This is a genomic window from Sinomonas soli (assembly GCF_054782415.1).
This window is the reverse complement of record NZ_BAAGSN010000015.1, coordinates 331,494-354,355: the sequence shown is the minus strand read 5'-3', so window position 1 is coordinate 354,355 and position 22,862 is coordinate 331,494. Positions and strand designations below refer to the sequence as shown.

The 22,862-nt window shown below is 72.5% G+C and carries 24 protein-coding genes; 4 read left to right on the top strand and 20 right to left on the bottom strand.

Annotated features, from left to right (window positions below; genetic code table 11):
- Positions 1-32: 32 nt before the first annotated feature.
- The 3 genes from ACYVKZ_RS15150 to lysS form a co-directional block, all read right to left on the bottom strand.
- A complete protein-coding gene (locus ACYVKZ_RS15150; protein ID WP_307006899.1) occupies positions 33-374 on the bottom strand; it encodes a histone-like nucleoid-structuring protein Lsr2 in 342 nt (113 codons plus the stop codon).
- 146 nt (positions 375-520) lie between these two features.
- A complete protein-coding gene (locus tag ACYVKZ_RS15145) occupies positions 521-667 on the bottom strand; it encodes a hypothetical protein (protein ID WP_460993057.1) in 147 nt (48 codons plus the stop codon).
- Positions 667-2,121, bottom strand: coding sequence for a lysine--tRNA ligase (gene lysS / locus ACYVKZ_RS15140; RefSeq protein WP_460993195.1), 1,455 nt, complete (start codon positions 2,119-2,121; stop codon positions 667-669). The genes ACYVKZ_RS15145 and lysS overlap by 1 nt, the downstream gene beginning before the upstream one ends.
- Before the next feature lie 164 nt (positions 2,122-2,285).
- Between lysS and ACYVKZ_RS15135 the strand changes: the two genes are divergently transcribed.
- Complete coding sequence (locus ACYVKZ_RS15135; RefSeq protein ID WP_460993056.1) at positions 2,286-3,134, top strand: alpha/beta fold hydrolase; 849 nt, start codon at positions 2,286-2,288, stop codon at positions 3,132-3,134.
- 51 nt (positions 3,135-3,185) lie between these two features.
- On the opposite strand, the gene panC is transcribed toward ACYVKZ_RS15135, so the two are convergent.
- The 12 genes from panC to dacB form a co-directional block, all read right to left on the bottom strand.
- Positions 3,186-4,097, bottom strand: a complete 912-nt coding sequence (panC, locus tag ACYVKZ_RS15130) for a pantoate--beta-alanine ligase (RefSeq protein ID WP_460993194.1) — start codon at positions 4,095-4,097, stop codon at positions 3,186-3,188.
- A 20-nt stretch (positions 4,098-4,117) separates the two neighbouring features.
- Complete coding sequence (locus ACYVKZ_RS15125) at positions 4,118-5,092, bottom strand: Rossmann-like and DUF2520 domain-containing protein (protein WP_460993055.1); 975 nt, start codon at positions 5,090-5,092, stop codon at positions 4,118-4,120.
- Positions 5,085-5,588 (bottom strand): DUF3180 domain-containing protein, encoded by a 504-nt coding sequence (locus ACYVKZ_RS15120; protein ID WP_460993054.1) that lies wholly within the window; start codon positions 5,586-5,588, stop codon positions 5,085-5,087. Before ACYVKZ_RS15120 ends, ACYVKZ_RS15125 begins: the two co-directional genes overlap by 8 nt.
- Positions 5,585-6,130, bottom strand: a complete 546-nt coding sequence (folK, locus tag ACYVKZ_RS15115) for a 2-amino-4-hydroxy-6-hydroxymethyldihydropteridine diphosphokinase (protein ID WP_460993053.1) — start codon at positions 6,128-6,130, stop codon at positions 5,585-5,587. The genes ACYVKZ_RS15120 and folK overlap by 4 nt, the downstream gene beginning before the upstream one ends.
- A 1-nt stretch (position 6,131) precedes the next feature.
- Positions 6,132-6,530, bottom strand: a complete 399-nt coding sequence (gene folB / locus ACYVKZ_RS15110; protein ID WP_460993052.1) for a dihydroneopterin aldolase — start codon at positions 6,528-6,530, stop codon at positions 6,132-6,134.
- A 6-nt stretch (positions 6,531-6,536) separates the two neighbouring features.
- Positions 6,537-7,442 carry a dihydropteroate synthase gene (folP, locus tag ACYVKZ_RS15105; RefSeq protein WP_460993051.1) on the bottom strand — a complete coding sequence of 302 codons (906 nt, stop codon included), beginning with the start codon at positions 7,440-7,442 and terminating at the stop codon, positions 6,537-6,539.
- Between the two features lie 10 nt (positions 7,443-7,452).
- Positions 7,453-8,067 carry a GTP cyclohydrolase I FolE gene (folE, locus tag ACYVKZ_RS15100; RefSeq protein WP_307006889.1) on the bottom strand — a complete coding sequence of 205 codons (615 nt, stop codon included), beginning with the start codon at positions 8,065-8,067 and terminating at the stop codon, positions 7,453-7,455.
- A gap of 47 nt (positions 8,068-8,114) precedes the next feature.
- A complete protein-coding gene (gene ftsH / locus ACYVKZ_RS15095; RefSeq protein ID WP_460993050.1) occupies positions 8,115-10,145 on the bottom strand; it encodes an ATP-dependent zinc metalloprotease FtsH in 2,031 nt (676 codons plus the stop codon).
- A gap of 164 nt (positions 10,146-10,309) precedes the next feature.
- Entirely contained in the window at positions 10,310-10,861 is a 552-nt protein-coding gene (gene hpt / locus ACYVKZ_RS15090) for a hypoxanthine phosphoribosyltransferase (RefSeq protein ID WP_460993049.1), read from the bottom strand.
- A 52-nt stretch (positions 10,862-10,913) separates the two neighbouring features.
- Positions 10,914-11,996 (bottom strand): tRNA lysidine(34) synthetase TilS, encoded by a 1,083-nt coding sequence (gene tilS, locus ACYVKZ_RS15085; RefSeq protein WP_460993193.1) that lies wholly within the window; start codon positions 11,994-11,996, stop codon positions 10,914-10,916.
- 86 nt (positions 11,997-12,082) lie between these two features.
- On the bottom strand, positions 12,083-13,189 hold the full coding sequence (locus ACYVKZ_RS15080) for a zinc-dependent metalloprotease (protein WP_460993048.1): 1,107 nt from the start codon (positions 13,187-13,189) through the stop codon (positions 12,083-12,085).
- 64 nt (positions 13,190-13,253) lie between these two features.
- A complete protein-coding gene (gene dacB, locus ACYVKZ_RS15075) occupies positions 13,254-14,771 on the bottom strand; it encodes a D-alanyl-D-alanine carboxypeptidase/D-alanyl-D-alanine endopeptidase (RefSeq protein WP_460993047.1) in 1,518 nt (505 codons plus the stop codon).
- Positions 14,772-14,938: 167 nt separating this feature from the next.
- Here dacB and ACYVKZ_RS15070 point away from each other — a divergent pair, with 167 nt between their 5' ends.
- Together ACYVKZ_RS15070 and ACYVKZ_RS15065 are read left to right on the top strand one after the other, a co-directional pair.
- The gene (locus ACYVKZ_RS15070; RefSeq protein ID WP_307006884.1) at positions 14,939-15,427 is read left to right on the top strand and encodes an inorganic diphosphatase; all 489 of its coding nucleotides are present in this window, start codon (positions 14,939-14,941) and stop codon (positions 15,425-15,427) included.
- A gap of 168 nt (positions 15,428-15,595) precedes the next feature.
- Positions 15,596-16,243, top strand: coding sequence for a hypothetical protein (locus ACYVKZ_RS15065; protein WP_460993046.1), 648 nt, complete (start codon positions 15,596-15,598; stop codon positions 16,241-16,243).
- Here the strand turns inward: ACYVKZ_RS15065 and ACYVKZ_RS15060 are convergent.
- From ACYVKZ_RS15060 to serS, 3 genes are all read right to left on the bottom strand, one after another.
- Entirely contained in the window at positions 16,240-17,076 is an 837-nt protein-coding gene (locus ACYVKZ_RS15060; RefSeq protein ID WP_460993045.1) for an HAD family hydrolase, read from the bottom strand. The genes ACYVKZ_RS15065 and ACYVKZ_RS15060 overlap by 4 nt on opposite strands.
- A 186-nt stretch (positions 17,077-17,262) precedes the next feature.
- On the bottom strand, positions 17,263-18,321 hold the full coding sequence (locus ACYVKZ_RS15055; protein ID WP_460993044.1) for a hypothetical protein: 1,059 nt from the start codon (positions 18,319-18,321) through the stop codon (positions 17,263-17,265).
- Between the two features lie 238 nt (positions 18,322-18,559).
- Entirely contained in the window at positions 18,560-19,846 is a 1,287-nt protein-coding gene (gene serS, locus ACYVKZ_RS15050) for a serine--tRNA ligase (protein ID WP_460993043.1), read from the bottom strand.
- Positions 19,847-19,914: 68 nt separating this feature from the next.
- Here serS and ACYVKZ_RS15045 point away from each other — a divergent pair, with 68 nt between their 5' ends.
- A complete protein-coding gene (locus tag ACYVKZ_RS15045; RefSeq protein WP_460993042.1) occupies positions 19,915-20,961 on the top strand; it encodes a diacylglycerol/lipid kinase family protein in 1,047 nt (348 codons plus the stop codon).
- Positions 20,962-21,001: 40 nt separating this feature from the next.
- On the opposite strand, the gene ACYVKZ_RS15040 is transcribed toward ACYVKZ_RS15045, so the two are convergent.
- Both ACYVKZ_RS15040 and pheA read right to left on the bottom strand, forming a co-directional pair.
- A complete protein-coding gene (locus tag ACYVKZ_RS15040) occupies positions 21,002-21,934 on the bottom strand; it encodes an arylamine N-acetyltransferase family protein (RefSeq protein WP_460993041.1) in 933 nt (310 codons plus the stop codon).
- A complete protein-coding gene (gene pheA / locus ACYVKZ_RS15035; RefSeq protein WP_460993039.1) occupies positions 21,927-22,862 on the bottom strand; it encodes a prephenate dehydratase in 936 nt (311 codons plus the stop codon). Before pheA ends, ACYVKZ_RS15040 begins: the two co-directional genes overlap by 8 nt.

Below are 22,862 nucleotides of genomic sequence, written 5' to 3'. Positions count from 1 at the left end.
TTTGGGGCCTTATCCGACTATTCGGAGGACGATCAGGCGTTGGCCTGGCGGTAGGCCTCCTGGATCTCCTGCTGAATCCGGCCGCGGGCATTCACGTTGTACCCGTTGTCGCGGGCCCACTGCCGGATCTTGGCGGAGTCGGAATTCCGGGACCCGGAGGATGCTGCCCGGGCCTTCGGCGCGGCGGCGCCGGTGCGTGCAGCGGCCTTGCGGCCAGCGGAAATGAACTGGGCCAGCGCACTGCGCAGCTTCTCGGCATTGGCCGAGGACAGGTCAATTTCGTAATTCGATCCATCGAGGCTGAAGCGGACAGTCTCGTCAGCCTTGCCGCCGTCGATGTCATCCTCGAGGATGATCTGGACCTTCTGTGCCATGTCTGGGCTCTCTTCTCTGTCATCGCCGGGGGACTCAGCAAATGTGAGTTCAAGCAATCAGCATCGGGGCCCGTGAGGCGCCGGAGCGGCTGAGCAATTACAGTATGAAGGCACAAAAGCCCGCGAGTCAAAAGGACTCGCGTGGATCAATTCCCGGCGCGCTCCTGCGATTCGCGTTCAGCGCGGGCGAGCGCCTCCCGCTCGGACTTGTCCGCATTGAAGATTGCGCGCATGGCGAACCAGAAAATGAGCCCGACCACCAACGGCGGGAGCAGGGCAAGGACGTAATCCATCAGTTGGCCTCGGGCTTCAGAAGGGGGAAGAGGATTGTTTCGCGAATACCTGCCTGCGTGAACAGCATCACCAGGCGATCGATTCCCAGGCCGATCCCGCCCATGGGCGGGGCGCCGTATTCGAGCGCGCGGAGGAAGTCCTCGTCGAGGGCCATGGCCTCGTCGTCGCCCTCGGCGGCCAGCCGCGACTGCTCGGTGAGCCGCTCGCGCTGGACCACGGGGTCGATCAGCTCGGAGAACGCGGTGCCGCGCTCCATCCCGCCGATGATGAGGTCCCACGCTTCGATGAGCCGGGGGTCGTCCCGGTGGGGCCGGGCGAGGGGCTGCGCGGAGGGCGGGTAGTCGTAGACGAAGGTCGGGTTGAGCAGGGTGGGCTCGACGATCTCCCCGAAGAGCTCGATGACGGCCTTCTCCTGGGTCCACAGGGGGTCCGTCTTGACCCCGTGCGCATCGCCGACGGCCAGGAGGCGCTCGAGCGGCGTGTCGGGGGTGATCTCCTCGCCGACCGCCTCGGACAGGCCCGGGTACACACCGATCCACGCCCACTCGCCGTCGAGGTCGATCGTGCCCTCGGGCGTCTCGATGCGGCGCGTGCCCATGACGTCCGCCACGTTGAGGATGATCTCCTTCATCCGCTCCGCCATGGTGAACTGGTCGGCGTAGGCCTCGTAGCACTCGAGCGTGGTGAACTCGGGGCTGTGGGTCGAGTCGACGCCCTCGTTGCGGAACACGCGCCCGATCTCGTAGACCCGCTCGATCCCGCCGACCACGGCCCGCTTGAGGTAGAGCTCGGTGGCGATGCGCAGGGTCATGTCCTGGTCGAAGGCATTCAGGTGGGTCGCGAACGGACGGGCCGTCGCACCGCCGTGGACGAGGTTGAGCATCGGCGTCTCGACCTCGACGTAGCCGTGGGAGTCGAGGGTGTCGCGGACGCTCTTGGTGATCTTGGAGCGCGTGTAGACCATCTGGCGCGCCTCCTCGCGGACCAGGAGGTCCACGTAGCGCTGGCGGACGCGCGTCTCCTCGTTCAGTCCCGCGTGGAGGGTGGGCAGCGGGCGCAGGGCCTTCGAGGCCATCTGCCAGGACTCGACCATGACGGAGAGCTCGCCGCGCCGGGAGGAGATGACCTCGCCGCGGACGAAGACGTGGTCGCCGAGGTCCACGAGGGCCTTCCAGTCCGCGAGGCGCTGCTCGCCCACGTTCGCGAGGCTGAGCATGGCCTGCAGGCGCGTGCCGTCGCCCTCCTGCAGGGTGGCAAAGCACAGCTTGCCGGTGTTGCGGATGAACACGACGCGGCCTGCGACGCCGACGGTCTCCCCCGTGGCCGTGTCCGGCTCCAGCTCCGGGTACGTCGCGCGGACCTCGGAGAGGGAATGCGTGCGCGGCAGCTTGACCGGGTACGGCGCCTCGCCGTTCGCGAGGAGCTTCTCCCGCTTGTCCCGGCGGATGTGCATCTGCTCGCTCGTGTCGGCGGGCCGGGCCTCGGGTGCGGGGTTCTGTGCAGTCACAGCATTCAATTCTAGGCCAGCCGGCTGTGAGCTTCCGAGGGGCGCCCGCGCGCCTCCGGACGCCCTGTGCTGGATGGGGTCGCTGCGGCGATTGCGGCTAGGCTCTGTGCATGGGTGTACTGCAGCTGACCTCGTCCACGGTGGCCACCAAGGACGGCGCGTCCCTCGAGCTCTTCACCGCTCCCGAAGGCGGGATGACCGCGCGGGGAGGCATCGTCGTCGTCCACGGGTCGATGGTGACCGCCGAGCTGTACAAGGACCTCGCGGTCCGGCTGGCCGAGGAGCTCCACGTGCCCGTGCACGTGTACAACAGGCGTGGCCGCGGGGCCTCCTCTCCGCAGCCGGCGGACTACTCGCTCGCCACCGAAATCTCGGACCTCGGCGACGTGCTCGCCCACACCGGCAGCGACGCCGTGTTCGGCCACAACTACGGCGGGTGCATCGCGCTGCACGCCGGCCGCGAGCTGCAGATCGGGCAGATCGCCGTCTACGACCCCATCATCTCCTTCGAGGGCAGCATCAAGGCCGGGTGGATGCCGGAGTTCGAGGAGGCCCTGCGGGCCAAGGACGAGGAGAAGGCCCTCGCCGTGCTCCTGCGCGGACTGCAGACGGTCGGCCCGATCTCCAAGCTCCCGCTGCCCGTGCTGACCGTGCTCAACCGGATCGGCAGCCGGACCCCGCTCGGGAAGGAGCTCTCGCGGCTCCTTCCGACCGGTCCCGCCGAGATCCGCGCTGTGGTCGCGGCCGACGCCGAGGCCAAGGGCTTCGACGAGCTGCCCCTCGAGACGCTGTTCCTCGTGGGCGGCGCGAGCCCCGAGTACTTCGCCGAGGCGGCCCAGAAGCTCGACGGCGTGCTGCCGGCCTCCGACATCGCGATCCTGCCCAAGCTCGCGCACGACGCCCCGACCCGTCCCGCGAAGCCGCTCATCGACCGCCTCGCGGCGTTCTTCGCGAGCTGAGCCCCTCCGGGACGCCCAGCCCCTGCCCGAAGCCCAGGCCGCCCCGGAAGGTCAGCGGGCCCGGAGCGGCATGTTGTCGATGAGGCGCACGGGGCCGACCTTGGCGGCAATGATCGCGAGCGCCTCCCCCGTGAACGGGGTCTCGCGGCAGGCGAACGCGAGCGGCTCGAGCGTGTCCGGGTCCACGACGTCCAGGTAGTCCAGCTCCACGAGGGGCTGGGACCGGACGAGGGCCTCGGCGTCGTCCGGGTTGAGGGGCTCGTGGGCGCTCGCGCGGTCCTCGAGGAGTCCCAGGGCCCGGGAGAGGACGAGCGCCGCATCGCGCTCTGCCTCGGACAGGAAGCGGTTCCGGCTCGAGAGCGCCAGGCCGTCCGGGTCGCGCACGATCGGGACGGCGACGATCTCCACGGGGAAGTCCAGGTCCCGCACCATCCGCCGAACGACGGCGACCTGCTGGGCGTCCTTCTGCCCGAAGTAGGCGCGGTAGGCGGCCCGGGCGCCGTCGAACCCGCCGGGCATCGCGAGGTGGAGGAGCTTCGAGACGACGGTGCACACCCCGTCGAAGTGGCCCGGGCGGGAGGCGCCCTCCCACTTCTGGGCCAGCGGCCCCGCGGCCACCCGCACCTCGGGCTCGCCGCCCGGGTACATCTCGTCGACGTCCGGGGCGAAGACCAGGTCCACCCCGGCGTCCGCCAGCAGTGCGGCATCCGCGTCGAGGGTGCGGGGATAGCGCTCGAGGTCCGTGGCGTCCCCGAACTGGAGGGGGTTGACGAACACGCTCGCGACCACGACGTCGTTCTGGGCGGCCGCGGCCTCGGCGAGGGCACGGTGCCCCGCGTGCAGGGCGCCCATGGTCGGCACGAGCCCGAGGGACGGCAGGCCCGGGCCGCGGCGCTTCGCCGCCAGCCGGCGGGCGATGGCCGGCTGGAGCTCGGCGCGCGTGCGCACCACCTCGATGGCCACAGCGGGCTCAGCAGGCATTACTACAGGTCCTCTCGTGTCTCGTCGCCGGGCTCCATGCCCTCCAGCGCCTCCTCGATCGCCTCGCGGGCCGAGGCGGTGAGGCGTCCCCGGCGCTCGGCGCGGACGGCGGTCGCATGGGCCATGGCCCGGTACGCGTCAAGGATATCGGCGGCCCCGCCCCGGCCGTCCGGGTCGGTGGCGAGCTCGCTGAGGGCGGCGACGTGCGCGACGACCGTGCCGACGTCCCCGCGGGCCACGGGCCCCGTCAGGGCGGACTCGCCCGCAGAGAGCGCGTTGTCGAGGGAGGCGCGCAGGAGGGGGCCGAGCACGGCTCCCGGGTCGGGCACGCCGATTCTGCCGAGGATCTCCGCGGCCTGGGAGGCGAGGGTGACGAGGTGGTTCGATCCGTGCGCGAGCGCGGCGTGGTAGGCGGCCCGGTCCCCTTCGGCGACCACGACCGGCTCGGCGCCCATCTCGACCACGAGCGCCTGCGCGATCGGCAGCATCGCCGGGTCCGCGGTGACGCCGAAGCAGCAGTCCGTCAGGCGTGCGAGGTCCAGGGACATCCCGGTGAACGTCATGGCGGGGTGGATGGCGAGCGGGATCGCCCCGGCGGCGCGCACCGGGGCGAGGATGCCCACGCCGTGGCGGCCGGAGGTGTGGGCCACGAGCTGGCCGGGCTGCCAGGCGCCAAGCTTGGCGAGGCCCTCGACGAGAGGCCCCAGCGCGTCGTCCGGCACGGCCAGCAGCACGAGCTCCGAGCGCTCGACGATGTCGGGGACCTCGAGGACGGGGACGCCCGGCAGGAGCAGCTCGGCGCGCTCCCGGCTCTCCTCCGACACCGCCGAGACGCCGACGAGGGCGTGCTGGGCCGCACGCAGCGCCGCCCCGAGGACGGCGCCCACCTTGCCGGCGCCGATGACGCCCACGCCGAGACGGCCGGGGCGGGAGGGCTGGCGGGGCGCGGAGGGCTGCTGGGGCGCGGAGCTAGGCAAGGCCGCCCTCGGCGTCCGGCGCGCGGCCCCCCTCGGAGAGGCCCTCGTCGTCGCCCTCCTCCGGGGGGATGCGGCAGAAGCGCTCCACGATGAAGCCGATGGCGACCATGATGACGCTCCCGCCGATCAGCAGGAGGGCGGTCTCGACCGCGGGTGTGCCCGCGCGGGTGGAGAGCTGCGGGACCTGGTCCGCGATGACGCCCCCGTGCCAGCCCAGGAGGACCGCGCCCGCGTAGGCGCAGGCGTGGGCGAGGACGAGGGTCCGCGCCGCGAAGATCGGATCGAGCATGCGGGAGCGGTGGCCGGTCCGCCACCTCAGCACCCGGATGCCGAGGCCCAGCGTCACGACGGCGATCACGGCCATCGAGCCGAGGGCGCTGACCGGGAGCACCGGCGTCGGCGCCGACGAGCGCATCGCGAACGCGTTCGCAGCGACGCCCAGGAGGCCCACGACGATCGCCACCAGCACGAGCACCCACGGCTTGAGCGGCTTCACTCGATTCCCCCTCCGGTCTGGCTTCCTCCATCAGTGAGCATGTCATAGCCCTCGACGCCGTCGGCGTCGGAGCAGAACTCGAGGAGCTCGACGATCGGATGGCCCTCGAGGACCGCGAGGGGCTCGATCACGAGCCAGGGAAAGAGGACGAAGGCCCGCTCGGCCGCCCGCGGATGCGGGATGGTCAGCTCGGGGTCGTCGAGCTGCAGGTCGCCGTAGGTGATGATGTCGACGTCGAGGGTGCGCGGGCCCCACCGGACCTCGCGGGTGCGGTGGTGCTTGGCCTCGACGGCGTGGCAGTGCTCGAGCAGCTCGTACGGGCCCAGCGTGGTCTCGACGATCATGACCATGTTCAGGAAGTCCGGCTGTCCCTCAGGGCCGCCGACCGGCTTGGTCTGGACCACGGGCGAGACGTCGACGAGGCGCACCTCGGGGCGGTCGACGAGGTCTGCGACGGCCTCGGCCAGAGTCTCCGCCCGGGCGCCGAGGTTGCTGCCGAGCGCCAGGACGGACCTGACCCAGCCGTGGTGCCCCGTCTCCATCTCAGCGCTCCCTGAACACGGTCACCGACACGTCGCCGAAGGACACGGCGATGGGCGCCTGCGGCTTGTGGACCGTGAGCTCCACGGCGTCGACCGGAAACTCGGCCAGGATCGTCTCGGCCAGGCGCACGGCGAGGGTCTCGATCAGGTCGACCGGGTCACCCTCGACGAGCGCGACGATGCGCTCGGCAACCTCGGCGTAGCTGGCCGTCCGGGACAGGTCGTCCGACGACGCAGCGGCGCCGAAGTCCGTGTGCAGGACGGCGTCCACCACGAAGGGCTGCCCGTCGCGCCGCTCGAAGTCCAGCACGCCGTGGTGCCCCACGGCCGTGACCCCGGTGAGGGCGATCAGGTCGGGCCTGCGGGTCCGGGCCGCGGTATCGCCCGGGTGGTTGCCCATGGCGCCCTAGGCCTTCGCCCTGGCGGCGACCTTGACGGCGTCGAGGTTCGCTGCGACGTCGTGCACCCGCACGCCCCACGCGCCGGCTGCGGCGGCGAGCGCGGTGATCGCGGCGGTGGCCGCGTCCCGCTCCTTGGGCTGGGCGGCCTTGCCCGCGCTCGTGAGCAGCTCGCCGAGGAACCGCTTGCGGGAGGCTGCGACCAGCACCGGGTAGCCGAGCGCCGTGAACCGGCCGACGTGCTTGACGAGCTCCCAGTTCTGCTCGCCCTGCTTGGCGAAGCCGAGGCCGGGATCGAGGATGATGCGGGCATCGTCCACCCCGCCGGCCCGCAGCCGGTCGCGGACCTTGAGGGTTTCCGCGATGACGCCCTCGACCACGTCCGCGTAGGAGGCGAGCCCGTCCATGGACTTCGAGTCGCCCCGGTTGTGCATGAGGACGTAGTAGGCGTCGCGGTCCGCGACGAGGCGGATCATCTCGTCCGTGACGGCGAGCCCCGAGACGTCGTTGACGATCGTGGCCCCGGCGTCGAGCGCCTTCGCGGCAGTGCTCGCCCGGCGGGTGTCCACGGACACGAGGGCCCCGGCCTTGGCGAGCGCCTCGATGACCGGGAGCACGCGCGCCTGCTCGACGTCCTCGGGCACCTCCTCGGCGCCGGGCCTCGTGGACTCGCCGCCGACGTCGATGATGTCCGCACCCGCGTAGAACATGCGCAGGCCCGCGGCGATCGCGGTGTCCGCCTGGCCGTGCTCGCCGCCGTCGGAGAACGAGTCCGGAGTGACGTTGAGGATCCCCATGACCACGGCGCGGTCCCGGGGCAGGCCCTCGAAGGTCGCCTTGGGACGCGGCTTGCGGAGCACGGGGAGGGGGGAGGTATTCGGCCCGGTTCCGGGCGCTGCTGCGAGGGAGTCCACTATCGGGTGCTCACTTTCCGAGGATCAGGCTCATGGCTTCGGCGCGGGTGGCGGGGTCGTGCAGCTGCCCGCGGACGGCGCTCGTGACGGTGTGGGCGCCCGGCTTGCGGACACCACGCATAGACATGCACATGTGCTCGCAGTCGACGACCACGATCACTCCGCGGGGCTTGAGGTGGCTGACGATGGCGTCCGCGACCTGGGTGGTGAGCCGCTCCTGCACCTGGGGGCGGCGCGCGTAGACGTCGACCAAACGGGCGAGCTTGCTCAGCCCTGTCACCCGGCCGTCGTGCGAGGGGATGTAGCCCACGTGCGCGACGCCGTGGAAGGGCACGAGGTGGTGCTCGCACGTCGAGTAGAACGGGATGTCCTTCACGAGCACGAGTTCCTCGTGGTCCATGTCGAAGGTCACGCCGAGGATCTCCTCGGCGTTGTGGTGCAGTCCGGCGAACGTCTCGGCGTAGGCCCTCGCCACGCGCTGGGGAGTGTCCTTCAGGCCGCTCCGGTCCGGGTCCTCGCCGACCGCGAGGAGGATCTCGCGCACGGCCGCCTCGATGCGCGGCAGATCCATCTTCTCGGCCTCGGCGGGCAGCGCGGACACGTCGTCGTCATCGAAGTGGGTCACGTCAATGATCCTATCGGTGGGTGGCGTGCAGGTCCCCCTCGGGGCCGTCACACCCCGTCGTGACGGTCCTTGACGTACTCCTGCTCTCCGTGCGGATGGTGGGCCTGGCCGACGTCGAGGGGCTCCTCGTGCCGCGCCTCGGAGGCCTCCTCGCGGGCCCTGCGCTCCGCCTCGGTCTCGACCGGCGGGATGTCCTGCACCGGACGGGTGCCCTTCGAGAGCCAGACCTCGCGGAAGTCGCGCTTGCGGACATCGGTGAAGATCTCCGCGATCTCGCGCTGGTTGAGCGTCTCGTGCTCGAGCAGCGCGGAGGCGAGGCGGTCGAGGACGTGCCGGTTGTCCGTGAGGATCTCGTACGCCTCGTCATGGGCCTGGTCCATCAGGCGGCGCACCTCCTCGTCCACGACGTAGGCGACCTGGTCGGAGTAGTTGCGCTCGTGGGCGGCGTCCCTGCCCAGGAACGGCTCGCCGCCGCCCTGGCCGAGCTTCACCGCGCCCACGCGCTCGCTCATGCCGTACTGGGTGACCATCTTGCGGGCGGTGCCCGTGGCCTTCTCGATGTCATTCGAGGCGCCCGTGGACGGATCGTGGAAGACGATCTCCTCGGCGACGCGGCCGCCCATAGCGTAGGCGAGCTGGTCGAGGAGCTCGTTGCGCGTCACGGAGTACTTGTCCTCCTCCGGCACCACCATCGTGTAGCCGAGGGCGCGGCCGCGCGGGAGGATGGTGATCTTCGTGACCGGGGCCGAGTTGCGCAGGGCCGCCGCGACGAGCGCGTGGCCGCCCTCGTGGTACGCGGTGATCTTGCGCTCGAGGTCCTTCATGACGCGGGAGCGCTTCTGCGGGCCGGCCATGACGCGGTCGATGGCCTCGTCGAGGGCGCGGTCGTCGATCAGCTGGGCGTTGGAGCGCGCGGTCAGGAGCGCCGCCTCGTTCAGGACGTTCGCGAGGTCCGCGCCCGTGTAGCCGGGGGTCTTCTTCGCCACGGCCTTGAGGTCCACGTTCTGCGCGAGCGGCTTGCCCTTGGCGTGGACCGAGAGGATGTGCTCGCGGCCGGCGAGGTCCGGCGCCTCGACGGGGATCTGGCGGTCGAAGCGGCCCGGGCGGAGGAGCGCCGGATCGAGGACGTCAGGCCGGTTGGTGGCCGCGATGATGATGACGTTGGCCTTCGGGTCGAAGCCGTCCATCTCGACGAGGAGCTGGTTGAGGGTCTGCTCGCGCTCGTCGTTGCCGCCGCCGATCCCCGCGCCGCGGTGGCGGCCCACCGCGTCGATCTCGTCGACGAACACGATCGCGGGGGCGTTGGCCTTGGCCTGCTCGAACAGGTCGCGCACCCGGGAGGCGCCGACGCCGACGAACATCTCGACGAACTCCGAGCCGGAGATCGAGAAGAACGGCACGCCGGCCTCGCCGGCCACGGCACGGGCGAGGAGGGTCTTGCCGGTTCCGGGAGGGCCGTAGAGGAGCACGCCCTTGGGGATCTTGGCGCCGACGGCCTGGAACTTGCCCGGGTCCTGGAGGAACTCCTTGATCTCGTGCAGCTCTTCGACGGCCTCGTCCGCGCCGGCGACGTCGGAGAAGGTCACCTGGGGCATGTCCTTGGTGATCATCTTGGCCCGGGACTTGCCGAACTTCATGACCTGGCTGCCGCCGCCCTGCATGCGCGAGAGGAGGAACCAGAAGAGCGCACCGAGGAGCACGACCGGGATGAGGAGGGACAGCATGGAGCTGAACCAGTTGTTCTCGACCGGCTGGTCGGAGAAGCCCTGCGGCAGGTTGGCGGCGTCGATCGTGTTGATCACATCGGTGCCGCGCGGGGTGACGTAGTAGAACTGGACGTTCTTGCCCTTGTCCTGGCCGTCCACGACATAGTCGTCCTTGAGGACCATGTCGACGCGCTCTTCACCGTTGAAGATCTTGGCCTGGGAGACCTTGCCGTCCTTGATGAGCTGGAGCCCCACCGAGGTGTCCACACGCGTGCTGCCGCCCGGTGCGAGGGTCCCGAAGGCCAGCAGCAGCAGGACGATCACAACGATGATCCAGATTCCCGGACCCTTGACGAAGCTCTTGACGTTCATGAAATCGGGGCTGGGCCCCGTCCCTTCTTCTCATGCACCGGTACCGTCATGCACCAGAGTGTGGCCACCAGCATGACACCGTTCGGAAGCGTTCACGCATGGAGACGGGCAAAAGTTCCCCCAGCGCCGCGGAAGTTCCCGCGGGTGCGCTCAGGGCGAAACGCTCACTCGTAGACGTGCGGCGCGAGGGTGCCCACGAAGTCGAGGTTGCGGTACTTCTCTGCGTAGTCGAGGCCGTAGCCGACGACGAACTCGTTGGGGATGTCGAAGCCGACGTACTTGACATCGATCGCGACCTTGGCGGCGTCCGGCTTGCGGAAGGCCGTGCAGATCTCGACCGAGGCCGTCCCGCGCGACTCGAGGTTGGTCTTGAGCCACGAGAGCGTCAGGCCCGAGTCGATGATGTCCTCGACGATGAGGACGTGCTTGCCCATGAGGTCCGAGTCGAGGTCCTTGAGGATGCGGACCACGCCGGAGGACTGGGTGCCCGAGCCGTAGGAGGAGACTGCCATCCAGTCCATCGTCACGTGCGAGTGGAGCGCACGCGCCAGGTCGGCCATGACCATGACGGCGCCCTTGAGGACGCCCACGATCAGCAGGTCGCGCCCCTCATAGTCGCGGTCGATCTCCGCGGCAAGCTCGGCGATGCGGTTCTGGATCTCGTCCTTCGACTTGAGGACGTGCTTGAGATCTGCGTGGACGTCGGTCGATTCCACCTGCGGCTCCTGAGATTGCGAGCGTGACTGCTGGGGCGCGAGGCCGCTGGGTTCAGCGGTGCGATACCAAGACTAGCGCCCCGGGTACACCGGGACTGATTCCTCCGCTGCCCGGCGTACCGCCCGACGCGGTCCGACGGTAGGCGCTCACATGTCCGGGCACCTCGACGGGGCCTGCCGAGCCGCGTCGGTCGAGGAGCCGCTCGACGGCCCGGAGCCTCTCGTACGTCGCCTCGCCGCCCAGCTCGGACACGGCGAGGGCGATGACGCGCCCGCGGATCGCCGGTGGCAGCTCGCGGAGCGTCTCGCCGGGGAGCACGACGGCGCGCGGCCGGGCTCCGCCGTCCGTCGCCTCCGCGGGCGCCGGCTCGCGGGCCACGACCTCCGCGAGGGATTCGTAGGCACTCCGGGCGTGGGCGTCGAGGAAGTCCGCGTCGGCGCCCAGGAGCGCGGCGGTGCGGGAGAGCGCCTCGGCCACACCGGGCCCGAGCTCGGCCTCGAGGAAGGGCATGATCGAGGCGCGCACGCGGGAGCGCATGAAGCGCGGGTCCTCGTTGGTGGGGTCGAACCAGGGCGCCAGCCCCTCGGCCGCGCAGATGCTGAGGGTCTCGGCCCGGCGCAGGCCGAGGAACGGCCGCACGAAGAGGCCCCGGACCGGCCGCATGGCGCCGAGGGCCCGGGGCCCGGAGCCCCGGGCGAGGCCGAGTAGCACCTGCTCCGCCTGGTCGTCGAGCGTGTGGCCGAGCAGCACGGCCCCGGCCCCGAGGGCGCGGGCCTCCTCGGTGAGCGCGGCGTGCCGCGCGGTCCGCGCGGCGGCCTCCGGCCCCTCCCCCTCGGCCCGCACCTCGACGGGGACCACCCGCACGGGCGAGAGGCCGAGCCCGGCCAGCACGGCCGCCGTCGTGCGCGCGACCTCGCCGGAGCCCTCCTGCAGCTGGTGGTCGACGACCACGGCGCCGGCGCGCAGCGGGCGGCTGCCGCCGCCGGGCGCGCGGACGCTGCCCCGGCGCGCGAAGTGCGCCACCGCCGCGGCGAGCGCGAGCGAGTCGGGGCCGCCGGAACAGGCCACGAGGACGACGGGCGGCCAGCTGGCCTCCTCGAGGGCGGACCTGACCGCGTTGCGGGCGGCGCCCACGGCCGGATGCAGCCGGCGCCGCGCCGGGGAGGCCTCGTCGCGGGCCGGGTCCCAGGCGGGGCCGTCTCCGCCGGGGTCCTCCGGGCTCACAGCCCCATCCGGGCGATCCACGCCCCGGGATCGTGGATCTCCTCCTCAGTGGGAAGGTGCTCGGCGGCCTCCCACACCCGGTTGAATCCAGCCATCCCCACGGCGTCGACGACGTGGCGGACGAACTCCTGGCCGTCCCTGTACTGGCGCATCTTCGCCTCGAGCCCCAGGAAGCGGCGCACGAACGTCTCGATCGGGCCGCGGTTCTCGTTGCGGGACTGGAAGCGCTGGCGGATGGTGCGCACGCTCGGCACCACGGAGGCGTCCACGGCGTCCATGACCACGTTCGCGTGCCCCTCGAGCAGGCTCATGACGGCGGTGAGGTGGGAGATCGCCGCGCGCTCCTCGGGATCCTGGAGCAGGTCCAGGATGGCGCCCTTGCTGGGCAGGTTCGCCGAGGCGCCGGTGCGGTCGCGCAGGGACTTCGCCGCCGCCGTCGCCCGCTCCATGATGCTGTCGACGTTGCCCACGAGGCTTTCGCTGAGCTTGCCGATCTGCTCGGTCATGTGGCCGCGCAGCCAGGGGGCGGCGGCGAACTGGACACGGTGGGTCTGCTCGTGGAGGCACACCCACATCCGGAAGTCCTCCGGGTCGACTGCGAGCTCCCGCTCGACGTGGACGATGTTGGGGGCCACGAGCAGCAGCCGGCCGGCCGGCGGGACGGTGGATCCGGGCGCGAGGGCCGCGAACGGCTCGTACTGGCCGAGGACCCGGCGCGCGAGGTAGGCGAGGATCGCGCCGAGCTGGGCGCCGGTGATCGCGCCGCCCACGCGGGCCGCGGCGGGCGTGAGCTCGCTGGCCTTCTTCTCCACGAGGTGCGCGAGGACCGGGGCCATCATGACCTCGAAGCCCTGGGCGTTCGCCTTGGCCCACGAGGCCCGGTCCACGATCAGCAGCTGTGAATCGCGGAGGTCCTCGGCCACGGCGAGGCCGGTGATGCGGTGGACGTGGGGCACGGACGCGTCCGCCAGGCGGCGCAGGCTCTCCACCGCGTCCCTGGCCTCGGCCGCGCTCAGCGCCGGGCCCGGCGGCGTGAGCCGGGCCGCCGTCGAGGCGGCGAGGTCCCAGTTGATCAGTCGGCCGGCCATCTGCGGGGCATCCATGGCACCATTCGACCACACGCAGCTGACATTCCGCCCGGGGCCGCCCGGGGTTCGCGGCGGGCGATCAGCCCCTGCAGCCGCAGCCGGCGAGCGCGGCGACCGCGTTGTCGATCGCCGCGAGGACCGGCTGGCGCCTGGCGGGGTCGAGGCCGTTGGCGAGGACCGAGAACACGAGCAGGCGCCCGTCGGCGTCCACGGCGTAGCCGCTCAGCGCCGCCACCGTGTTCAGGGTGCCGGTCTTGGCCCGCACGACGCCGGCCCCGGCCGCCGCCGCCCCGCCGAACCGCCCGGCGAGCGTGCCGTCGAGCCCGGCGACGGGCAGGCCGGCGAGGGCCGCCCGCAGGCGGGGGTCGGGACCGAGGGCCATGGCACGGACGAGGCCGGCGAGGGCCGCCGGGGCCGCCCGGTCCGCGATCGCGAGCCCGCACGCGTCGGAGAGCTGGAAGCCGTCGGCGCTGTCCAGGACCCGGGTGGCCGCGGCCTTCAGCGCGGCCACCGCGCCGTCGTTGCTGGCCGGGCCGCCCGCGGCGTGGGAGGCGAGGCGGCCGAGGGCCTCCGCGGCGTAGTTGTCCGACTCCCGCAGGGCGTATCCGAGCTGGTCGGCGATCGGGGCGCTCTCGACGGCGGCGAGCTGGGGCGCCGCGGCGGGGGCGGCGCCGCGCTCGATCCCGTCCGCGACCTTCACGCCCGAGGCCGCGAGGTCCTTGGCGAGCTCGGCCCTGAAGGCCGTGGCCGCGTCCATCGCCGAGTCCTGGGGGCGGGGCCCCCCGGCGCCGGGGGCGCTGCGGCCGGCGTTGAGGGATAGCGCGTAGAGGGGGGCCATCTCCCCGGCGGCGACGTCCTCGGGGTCCCACGCCGGGTTGAGGGACGGCCCGGTGAACAGGGTGTCGTCGAGGCGGACCCTGACCGTGGAGGGGAGTGCCGCCGCCGGCGGGGCGGACGCGCGGGGCGGGCCCCCGGCGTCGTGCGCGGACGGCGCGGCGCCCTGGAGGAGGGCGGCGGCGGTCCGTTCCGCGAGCGTCGCCATCCCGGCCCGGCCCATCACGGCTCCCGGCTGGGATGCCCCCGAGCCGAGCATGACGTCCCCGCCGCCCACGAGCACCACCGTGCCCGCGTCCGCTCCGCGCACCGCCTTCGTGGTGAGCGTCGCGTCGGGTCCCAGAGTGGTGAGGACGGCGGCGGCCGTGAGGAGCTTGAGGTTCGACGCCGGCACGTGCCCCTCCGTGCCGGACCGCGAGTAGAGCGTCTGGCCGGTGAGGCCGTCGAGCACGGTGGCGCTGACGGTGTCCCCGGCGGCCTTGAGCCTGTCCTCCAGCTCCTTGGCGAGGACGCCGGGCGCGGGCTGCGCGGCGGCGGCGGAGAGCGCCGCGGCCCCGTCGAGCGTGGGGACGGACGACGGCGGGGCGAGCCACGCGGGGGCCGTCGCGGCGGCCGTCGGGGCCGGGAACAGCACCCCCCGCGCACGGGTCGCGACGCCCGTGGCCAGGAGCGCGGCGGCGACCGCGACCGCCAGGACGACGGCGCAGGCCACGAGCGCCCACGCGCCGCCCCAGGGCGTGCGGCGGCCGCGCTCGGAAGTCATGGAGGGCTCCGTCCTCGGGTGCTGGTGTGGCCTCGATACGGGGAGCGAGGGCCCCAAGGCAGATATCCTTCATGGTAGTCGCCGCCGTGGCCCGGCCCTCACGCGCGGGCATCGGCGGCCGCCGTGAACGATGCCGTCCGGCCCCTCGGGCCATGCAAGGAGCACCCATGAAGCACGATGTCACGATCGAGATCCCGCGCGGCTCGCGCGTGAAGTACGAGGTGGACCACGAGACCGGCCGCGTCCGCCTGGACCGCGTCCTCTTCACCTCGATGCAGTACCCGACGCACTACGGCTACTTCGAGGACACCCTCGGCGAGGACGGCGACCCGCTCGACGCCCTCGTCTGGTACCCGGACGTGGACCTGTTCCCGGGCATCGTCATGGAGGCGCGCCCGATCGCGATCTTCAACATGGAGGACGAGTCCGGCGGCGATGCCAAGCTCGTGTGCGTCCCGGCGGACAAGCGCTTCGACCACATCCAGGAGGCGTCCGACCTCGACGAGTTCCTCATCAAGGAGATCGAGCACTTCTTCACCCGCTACAAGGACCTCGAGCCGGGCAAGTGGGTCAAGCCGGCCGGCTGGGACGACCGGGCGGCGGCCGAGGCCGAGCTCGAGGCCTCGATCAAGCGCTTCGAGGCCCAGGGGCACTAGGGCCTCCTCGCGTGCGTGAGCCCTCGCCGGGGCGCGTACGTGACTCTTCCAGGCCGCGGAGGTGGCTCCTCAACCAGCGTTGGGGAGCCACCTCCGCGTCGTTCCGGGGCGCCCTGCGGTGTCCGCGCCTTCCGCGGCGCGGGTGCGCCGCGCCACTAGGCTGACGCCATGTACACGGTCACGATCAACCAGCGCGACCGCGGCCCGGGCGACTGTGTCCCGCAGCTGCTCAGGGCCCTCGCCCGGCTGCGGCCGGAGGTGCCGTTCGACCGGACCGTGGGCGACGAGGCCCAGGCAGTCTTCGCCGAGCCCGGCGCGGTGGTCGACGCCGCCCTCACCGCGCTCCGGCCGGACGTGTGCGGCGACGTGCGCTGGAACGTGGGAATCGGCGTCGGGCGTCTCGACGAGCCGCTGCCGCTCGGGGTCGCGGAGGTCCGGGGCGAGGCGCTCGTGCACTCGCGGCGCGCCGTCGAACGCGCGCAGACGAGCGGCGACGGTCCGGCGATCGCCGTGGCCGGGCCGGACCCGGAACTCGCGCGGGACGCCGAGGGGGTCCTGCGCCTGATCGGACTGGCGGTGGCGAAGCGCACCGCGGCCGAATGGCGGGTCCTCGATCTCCTCACGCCCGGCGTGCGCGGGCAGCAGAAGGCGGTGGCCGAGGCGCTCGGGATCACCACGCAGGCGGTGTCCAAGGCGATCGCCCGGGCGCACTGGCCCGAGGAGTGGGCCGCACGGCCCGCGGCCGCCCGGCTCCTGGGGCTCGCGGACGGCGCGCGCCAGAGGAGCGGGCAGCGCTCAGGGAGCGAGCCGAGCTAGAGGAGCGAGCGCAGCACAGCGGCGGCGCCGTCCTCCTCGACGGTCGCGGTGACCTCGTCGGCGGCGGCCTTCACCTCGGTCGGGGCCTGGCCCATGGCGACGCCGCGGCCGGCCCACTGGAGCATCTCGATGTCGTTGCGGCCGCCGCCGATCGCGACCGTGTGGGCACGGTCGACGCCGAGCAGCTCGCGCACGTTCTCGAGGCCGCTGGCCTTGGTCACGCCCTGGGCCGCGATGTCCAGCCACGCGGTCCAGCCGACCGAGTAGGTGACGCCGTGCAGGCCGATCGACTGCACCGCGGTGCCGAACTCCTCCGCGGTCGAGTCGGTGGAGAACACGACGAGCCGGACCGCCTCTGCCTCGAGGAGCTCCTCGAAGGTGACGCCGGCGGCCTCGACGCCGAAGCTCGCGTCCTGGAAGCGCTCGGTGGAGAGGAAGTTCCCCTCGATGTCCTCGAGGGCGTACTTCGCGTTCGGGAGGCGGTGGCGCAGGGCCTTCAGCGCCGGGGCCGGGTCGAAGGAGCGTCGGTCGATGACGGTGTACCCGCCGTTGGCGCCCGCGTGGATCTGCACCGTCACGCCGCCGTTGCTGCAGACGGCGTACCCGTGGTCGACCCCGAGCAGCTCCACGACGGGGAGCGTGGCCCCGAGGGAGCGGCCGGTGGCGACCACGACCTCGTGGCCGGCCTGGACGACCGCGGCGCCGAGCTCGCGGATGGCAGGGGACATGTGGCCGTAGTGGTCGACGAGGGTCCCGTCCACGTCGAGGCCGATGAGCTTGCGGTTGAGGGCAGTGCGCTGGTCATCGATGCCAGCATTCAGCGTTGTAGTCATGCGTACTAGTGAAGCACCCCGGCCTGTGGATGCCGTAGGACTCATGACACACGCGGCATGAAATCGGGGTGAACTCGCGACGGCGGGCGGCCACCCGCCGGCCCCGAATGGCCCTGCCTTTCGGTCAGCGCCCCGGGACGAGGACCGGGGCTGTGACCGAAAGGCAGGGCATCTTGGGTGCGGTGATCAGCGCCAGGCCGCCCGCGCCGCCGTGCGCCGCGGCACACCGGCGCGGTGCAGGATCGCGGCGAACCGGGCCGGCTCCAAAAGGTCCGCCCACACCCAGCGCACCACGCGCTCCCCCGTCGAGCGGATCTCGTCCTCGCGCAGCTTCTCCTCGACGACCACCTGCGAGGCCGACTTCCCGCTGAGCTTCTGGGACCGGAGGTACTTCTGCAGGCCGTCGAACTCTCCCACGAGCCGGATCTGCGCCCAGCGGTAGTCCACACGCGCGATGCGCCGCCCGTCCTTGGTGATCCAGACCTGGAGCGTCGGCATCTCGAATCCCAGTTCCCACATGAGCGCGCGGCTGAGGGACTCGCCCACCGATTCCGACGCCCCTGATGCGAGGTCCAGGACCTGGTTCAGGCGCGCCTGCGCAGCGCGGTTGTCCATCGCGGCGCACAACCGCCGGAGATCCTCGAGCGTTCGGGTGACCTTCAGACCGGGCCGACGGGCGAGCACCGCGTCCGCGAAGACCAGGCCCTCGACGAAGCTGAGCCTCGGCACCGTGTCCACGAAGGCCTCGTCGAACGGCTCGAGGGGCAGCGTGAGGTCGAGGTGGGGCAGATAGAGGGGGACCGCGGCTGCCGCGGGGAAGCCCAGGTGCTTCGCATCGGGAAACCCCCGCGGAAGGGGTCCGGGCCGCTCGCCCGTCCGCTCCTGCCACAGGCGCTCCGCCGACTCGGGGTTCCCGTAGAGCGCAGGCGGAGGACCTCCGCCCACGGCCGCGCGGCGGTCTGTGCGGTAGCGGACGTGGCTGGGCATGCTCGGGAGCTCCAGGCCCCAGGCGAGCAGTGCGGTCTCGCGGCACAGCACCGGTGCGTTGCCGCCGACGGCGAGCGACGCCGTCGTCATCGCGTAGCGGTCCGCCGCAGTCCCGGCGAACCACTCGTCGATGCCGACGTAGACGCCTCGGCGCAAGCGCACGAGGGCGCCCGCGGCATACGCGCGCGCGAGCCGACGTGGGGTACGGCCCGTCAGGGCCGAGAGGGAGCTGGCGAAGGCAGTCTGGGGAAACCTCACGGCACCAGCACAGCGTCTCCAGCCGTGCCCCCTGAGGGCCGTGGGAGCGTATGTGGACAACCCCGGCCCCGCCTCGGCGCAAAAGAACCCTGCGCTTCGGTCAAGACCCGGCGGAAGGGGCCGGGGCGTTGACCGAAACGCAGGGCGCTGGTGCCAGGAGGCGCGGACCGCGGCGGGTGACGGCGCACGACGTCGGGCAGGCACCCGCCGTCGTCCGCCGAGGGCAGCGGCGGGCTCGCTACAGGACGGGGAGGACCTCGAGTCCGCCGAGGTAGGGGCGCAGGGCCGCCGGCACGTTCACGGAGCCGTCGGCGTTCTGGTGGTGCTCGAGGATGGCCACGATCCAGCGCGTCGTCGCGAGGGTGCCGTTGAGGGTCGCGACGGCGCGCGTCCCACGCGAAGCGCCTTCGGCGTCGAGCACGCGCTCGCGGATGTTGAGCCGGCGGGCCTGGAAGCCCATGCAGTTCGAGGTCGAGGTCAGCTCGCGGTACCGGCCCTGGGTGGGGACCCAGGCCTCGCAGTCGAACTTCCGCGCCGCGCTCATGCCGAGGTCACCGGCGGCGGTGTCGATGACGCGGTAGGGCAGCTCGACCTTGGCGAGCATCTCCTCCTCCCACGCGAGGAGCCGGGCGTGCTCGGCCTCGGCCTCCTCCGGCGGGCAGTAGATGAACATCTCGACCTTGTTGAACTGGTGCACCCGGATGATGCCGCGGGTGTCCTTGCCGTGGGAGCCGGCCTCGCGCCGGTAGCAGGAGGACCAGCCGGCGTAGCGGATCGGGCCGCCGGCGAGGTCGAGGATCTCATCGGCGTGGTAGCCGGCGAGGGCCACCTCAGAGGTTCCCGTGAGGTAGAGGTCGTCCTCGGCGAGGCGGTAGATCTCGGCGTCGTGCGCGACGTCGAAGCCGGTGCCCTGCATCGTCTCCGGGCGCACGAGGGTGGGGGTGATCATGGGGATGAACCCGTTCTGGACGGCCTGGTCCATGGCCATCTGCAGGAGGGCGAGCTCGAGCCGGGCCCCGACGCCGCGCAGGAAGTAGAAGCGCGAGCCGGAGACCTTGGCGCCGCGCTCCATGTCGATCGCGCCGAGGATCTCGCCGATCTCGAGGTGGTCGCGCGGCTCGAAGCCCTCGGCCGCGAAGTCGCGGGGCGTGCCGACGGTCTTGACCACGGCGTAGTCGTCCTCGCCGCCGGCCGGGATGCCCTCGACGATGAGGTTCGGCACGACGCGCATGAGCTGGTCCATCTCGCCCTGCGCCTCCTCGGCCGAGGCCTGCGCGGCCTTGACCTTCTGCGCGAGGTCCCTGACCTCGGCCAGGAGCGACTGCTTCTCCTCGCCCTTGGCGGCGGCGACCTTCTTGCCGAACACGTTCTGCTGGGCGCGCAGCGTCTCGTACTCGGTCAGCGACGCGCGGCGCCGCACGTCGGCGGCGATGATCGAGTCGACGAGCGCCTCGTCCGCCCCGCGGGCGCGCTGGCTCGCACGGTACTTGTCCGGATTCTCAGTAAGGTCCTTGACGTCGATCACGAGTCCAAGACTAGCGGGCGCTGCGGGCGGATCGGGGCCCGCGCGGGGCGGGATAGAGTGAGGGCATCATGCGCGGGTGGATCATTGCGGGTGCCGTAGCCGCCGCTGGCGGCGTTGCGGTCGCCAGCTGGTGGGGCGTACGCCGGCTCAAGGAGCAGCACGCCCGCAGCGCCATGGCCGAGCCCGCAGGGCCGCCGCCGGCGGGTCCGCAGCAGGTCGCCGTGGTGCTCAACCCCATCAAGGAGCGTGCCGACGAGGCGCGGATGCTCATCGTGGCCGCGTGCCGGGGCGCGGGCTGGCCGGAGCCGCTCGTCTTCCACACCACCAAGGCCGATCCGGGCTACACCGCCGCGCGCCGCGCGCTCGAGGCGGGGGCCGACGTCGTGATCCCCTGCGGCGGGGACGGGACGGTACGCGTGGTCGCCGAGGTGCTGGCCGGCACGGACACCGCCCTCGGGCTCGTGCCCCTCGGGACCGGCAACCTCCTGGCCCGCAACCTCGACCTGGACGTCACCCGGCTCGCGCAGTGCGTCCACACGGCGGTCTTCGGCCGGCAGCGGCGCATCGACACCGCAGCCCTGGTCCTCACGGCGCCCGACGGCACCCGGTCCACACACACGTTCCTGGTGATCGCGGGCGTGGGCATGGACGCCGAGATCCTCAATGACACGAGCGAGGACCTCAAGCGGGTGGTCGGCTGGATGGCATACACGGAGGCGGGCATCCGGCACATGCCGGGCCAGCGCCGCCGCCGCGTCGAGATCTCGCTCGACGGCGCCGACTTCCAGACCCGCCGGGTCCGCAGCGTCCTCTTCGCGAACTGCTCGAAGCTGCCCGGCGGGGTGGACTTCATCCCGGACTCGTTCATCGACGACGGCGTGCTCGACGTCGCCGTCATGAGCCCCCGCAGCCTCATCGGCTGGATCGCGATGTACGTGAAGATCATGGTCCAGCACAAGCGGCAGCTGCCGGTCATGCAGTTCTACGGCGCGCACAGGGTGGCCATCCGCGTCCCGGAGCCGATCCAGGCGCAGGTGGACGGCGACGTGGTCGGGTCCGCGACGCGGGTCGACGTCGAGGTACGCCCCTCGAGCCTGCTCGTGCGCGTGGCCTGACGCACGACGCCGCCCTGCCGCCTCGCGCGGCCCGGCCCGCCTAGGCCTGGGCTTGGGCTTGGGCTTGGGCCTGAGCTTGGGCCGCCACCCTGAAGGCCCGGCCCCAGTCGAGGCCGGCGTCCTCGATGCGGAACAGCTCGCGGGCCGCCTCGCGGAGCTCGTCGGCGCTGCCGAGCGTGCGCCGGCTGGCGGCGGACGCCCCATCCGGCGTGTACGTGCGCACCCCGAGCTCGAGGTTGGCAAGGGTGACCCGCTCGGTCTCGGTGCGGATCGAGAACATGAGCGAGCGCGTGAACGGCGGGGCGGCCGAGGTCGAGACGTACCAGTTGGCGACGTGGAAGTCGGCCGGGGCGTGGGCGCCGAGGCCGACCCCGTACAGGTTGGCCCAGCGCTCCCCCAGCCGCGCCTGGACCATGAGGTCGACGCCGGCCGTGTCGCCTGCAGGCAGGCCGGCCGCGGCGACGTCGACCACGCGGAAGGTCCCGAGCGGCGTCGCGACTGCGGACTCCTCCGCGGCGAGCCCGAGCGGGAGGAGGCCCGAGGGGTTGAACCCGCCGAAGCCGGCGTCGACGAGGTAGCGGGCGCCCTCGGCCTCGACCACGGTGGCCTGGTGCGTGCGGGCGGGCGCCCCGGTCCCCGGCTCGCGGCCCCAGTAGACCCGGCCCAGGTGGTTCTCGACACCGCCCGCGCCCATCGCCGCGAGGGCGCGGGAGAGCAGCCCGGCGTGCTGGAAGCAGTAGCCCCCGCGGCGGCGCGCCACGAGGGCGGCCTCGATGCCCTCGTCCGTGATGTCGACGGGCGCACCGGTGGCGGGCGAGAGGTTCTCGAACGGGATGGCGCGCGTGTGGTGGGCGTGGACGGCTGCGATGTTCGCGAGCGTCGGGGCGGCACCCCCCGCATAGCCGATGCGGCCGAAGTAGGCGGCCAGGAAGCGCGCCTCGCCCCCGCCCGTCCTCGCGGCGCCCTCAGCCATCGGGCTCGCCGCCGAGGATCCCGTCGACCCAGCCGCGCGCGGAGGCGAAGGCGTGGTCGGTGACATGGTCCCGCACGACAGGCCGCGCGCCGTCGGCCCGCGGGTAGGAGCCGAGGAAGCGGATCTGCGGGCTGATGCGGTGAAGGCCCGCGAGCGCGTCGGCGATGCGGGCGTCCTGGATGTGCCCGTCCACATCGATCGAGAAGAAGTAGTGCCCGAGGTACCGGCCGGTGGGCCGGGACTCGATGCGGGAGAGGTTCACGCCACGGGCGGCGAACTGCTCGAGGATCTCCATGAGCGCCCCGGCCCGGTCCTCGGGCAGCGGCACGGCCACAGACGTCTTGTCCGCCCCGGTGCGCGGCGGCAGAGGGCCCGGGCTGGACACGAGGACGAAGCGCGTGACCGCTCCGGGGTTGTCGCCGATGTCGGCGGCGAGGACTTCGAGCTCGGGGTGCTCCTCGGCCACGATGGGCGCGCAGATCGCGGCGTCGCCGGGGCGGGAGGCGGGGTCGAGGAGGGCCAGCGCCCCCGCCGCGGTCGAGCTCGCGGCGAGGTGGACGGCGTCGGGCGCGTTCGCTGCAGCCCAGCCCCGGCACTGCGCCCACGCATGGCCGTGGGTGGAGATGCGCCGCACGTCAGCGGCCCGCGTGCCGGGCCGGGCGACGAGCACGAACGTGATGGGCACGACCTCCTCGCGCACGATGCGCAGCTCGGGGCCGGTGGCGATCGCGTCGAGGGTCGCGGTGACGCCGCCCTCGACCGAGTTCTCGATCGGGACCATGGCGGCGTCCGCGGTGCCGGCGCGGACGGCGTCGAGCGCCGCGTTGACGGTGGTGGCGGGCACGCGCGCCGCCTCGCGGGCGCCGGGGACCTTGAGGAGGGCGGCCTCGGTGAAGGTCCCCTCGGGACCCAGGAAGGTGTACCGCAC

Bases quoted from the DNA above. Each gene is read 5' to 3' on its own strand.
- ACYVKZ_RS15150 (WP_307006899.1), bottom strand. From the start codon at position 374: ATGGCACAGAAGGTCCAGATCATCCTCGAGGATGACATCGACGGCGGC.
- ACYVKZ_RS15145 (WP_460993057.1), bottom strand. From the start codon at position 667: ATGGATTACGTCCTTGCCCTGCTCCCGCCGTTGGTGGTCGGGCTCATT.
- lysS (WP_460993195.1), bottom strand. From the start codon at position 2,121: ATGCACATCCGCCGGGACAAGCGGGAGAAGCTCCTCGCGAACGGCGAG.
- ACYVKZ_RS15135 (WP_460993056.1), top strand. From the start codon at position 2,286: ATGGGTGTACTGCAGCTGACCTCGTCCACGGTGGCCACCAAGGACGGC.
- folK (WP_460993053.1), bottom strand. From the start codon at position 6,130: ATGGAGACGGGGCACCACGGCTGGGTCAGGTCCGTCCTGGCGCTCGGC.
- folB (WP_460993052.1), bottom strand. From the start codon at position 6,530: ATGGGCAACCACCCGGGCGATACCGCGGCCCGGACCCGCAGGCCCGAC.
- ftsH (WP_460993050.1), bottom strand. From the start codon at position 10,145: ATGAACGTCAAGAGCTTCGTCAAGGGTCCGGGAATCTGGATCATCGTT.
- ACYVKZ_RS15080 (WP_460993048.1), bottom strand. From the start codon at position 13,189: ATGGATGCCCCGCAGATGGCCGGCCGACTGATCAACTGGGACCTCGCC.
- dacB (WP_460993047.1), bottom strand. From the start codon at position 14,771: ATGACTTCCGAGCGCGGCCGCCGCACGCCCTGGGGCGGCGCGTGGGCG.
- ACYVKZ_RS15070 (WP_307006884.1), top strand. From the start codon at position 14,939: ATGAAGCACGATGTCACGATCGAGATCCCGCGCGGCTCGCGCGTGAAG.
- ACYVKZ_RS15065 (WP_460993046.1), top strand. From the start codon at position 15,596: ATGTACACGGTCACGATCAACCAGCGCGACCGCGGCCCGGGCGACTGT.
- ACYVKZ_RS15060 (WP_460993045.1), bottom strand. From the start codon at position 17,076: ATGACTACAACGCTGAATGCTGGCATCGATGACCAGCGCACTGCCCTC.
- ACYVKZ_RS15045 (WP_460993042.1), top strand. From the start codon at position 19,915: ATGCGCGGGTGGATCATTGCGGGTGCCGTAGCCGCCGCTGGCGGCGTT.
- ACYVKZ_RS15040 (WP_460993041.1), bottom strand. From the start codon at position 21,934: ATGGCTGAGGGCGCCGCGAGGACGGGCGGGGGCGAGGCGCGCTTCCTG.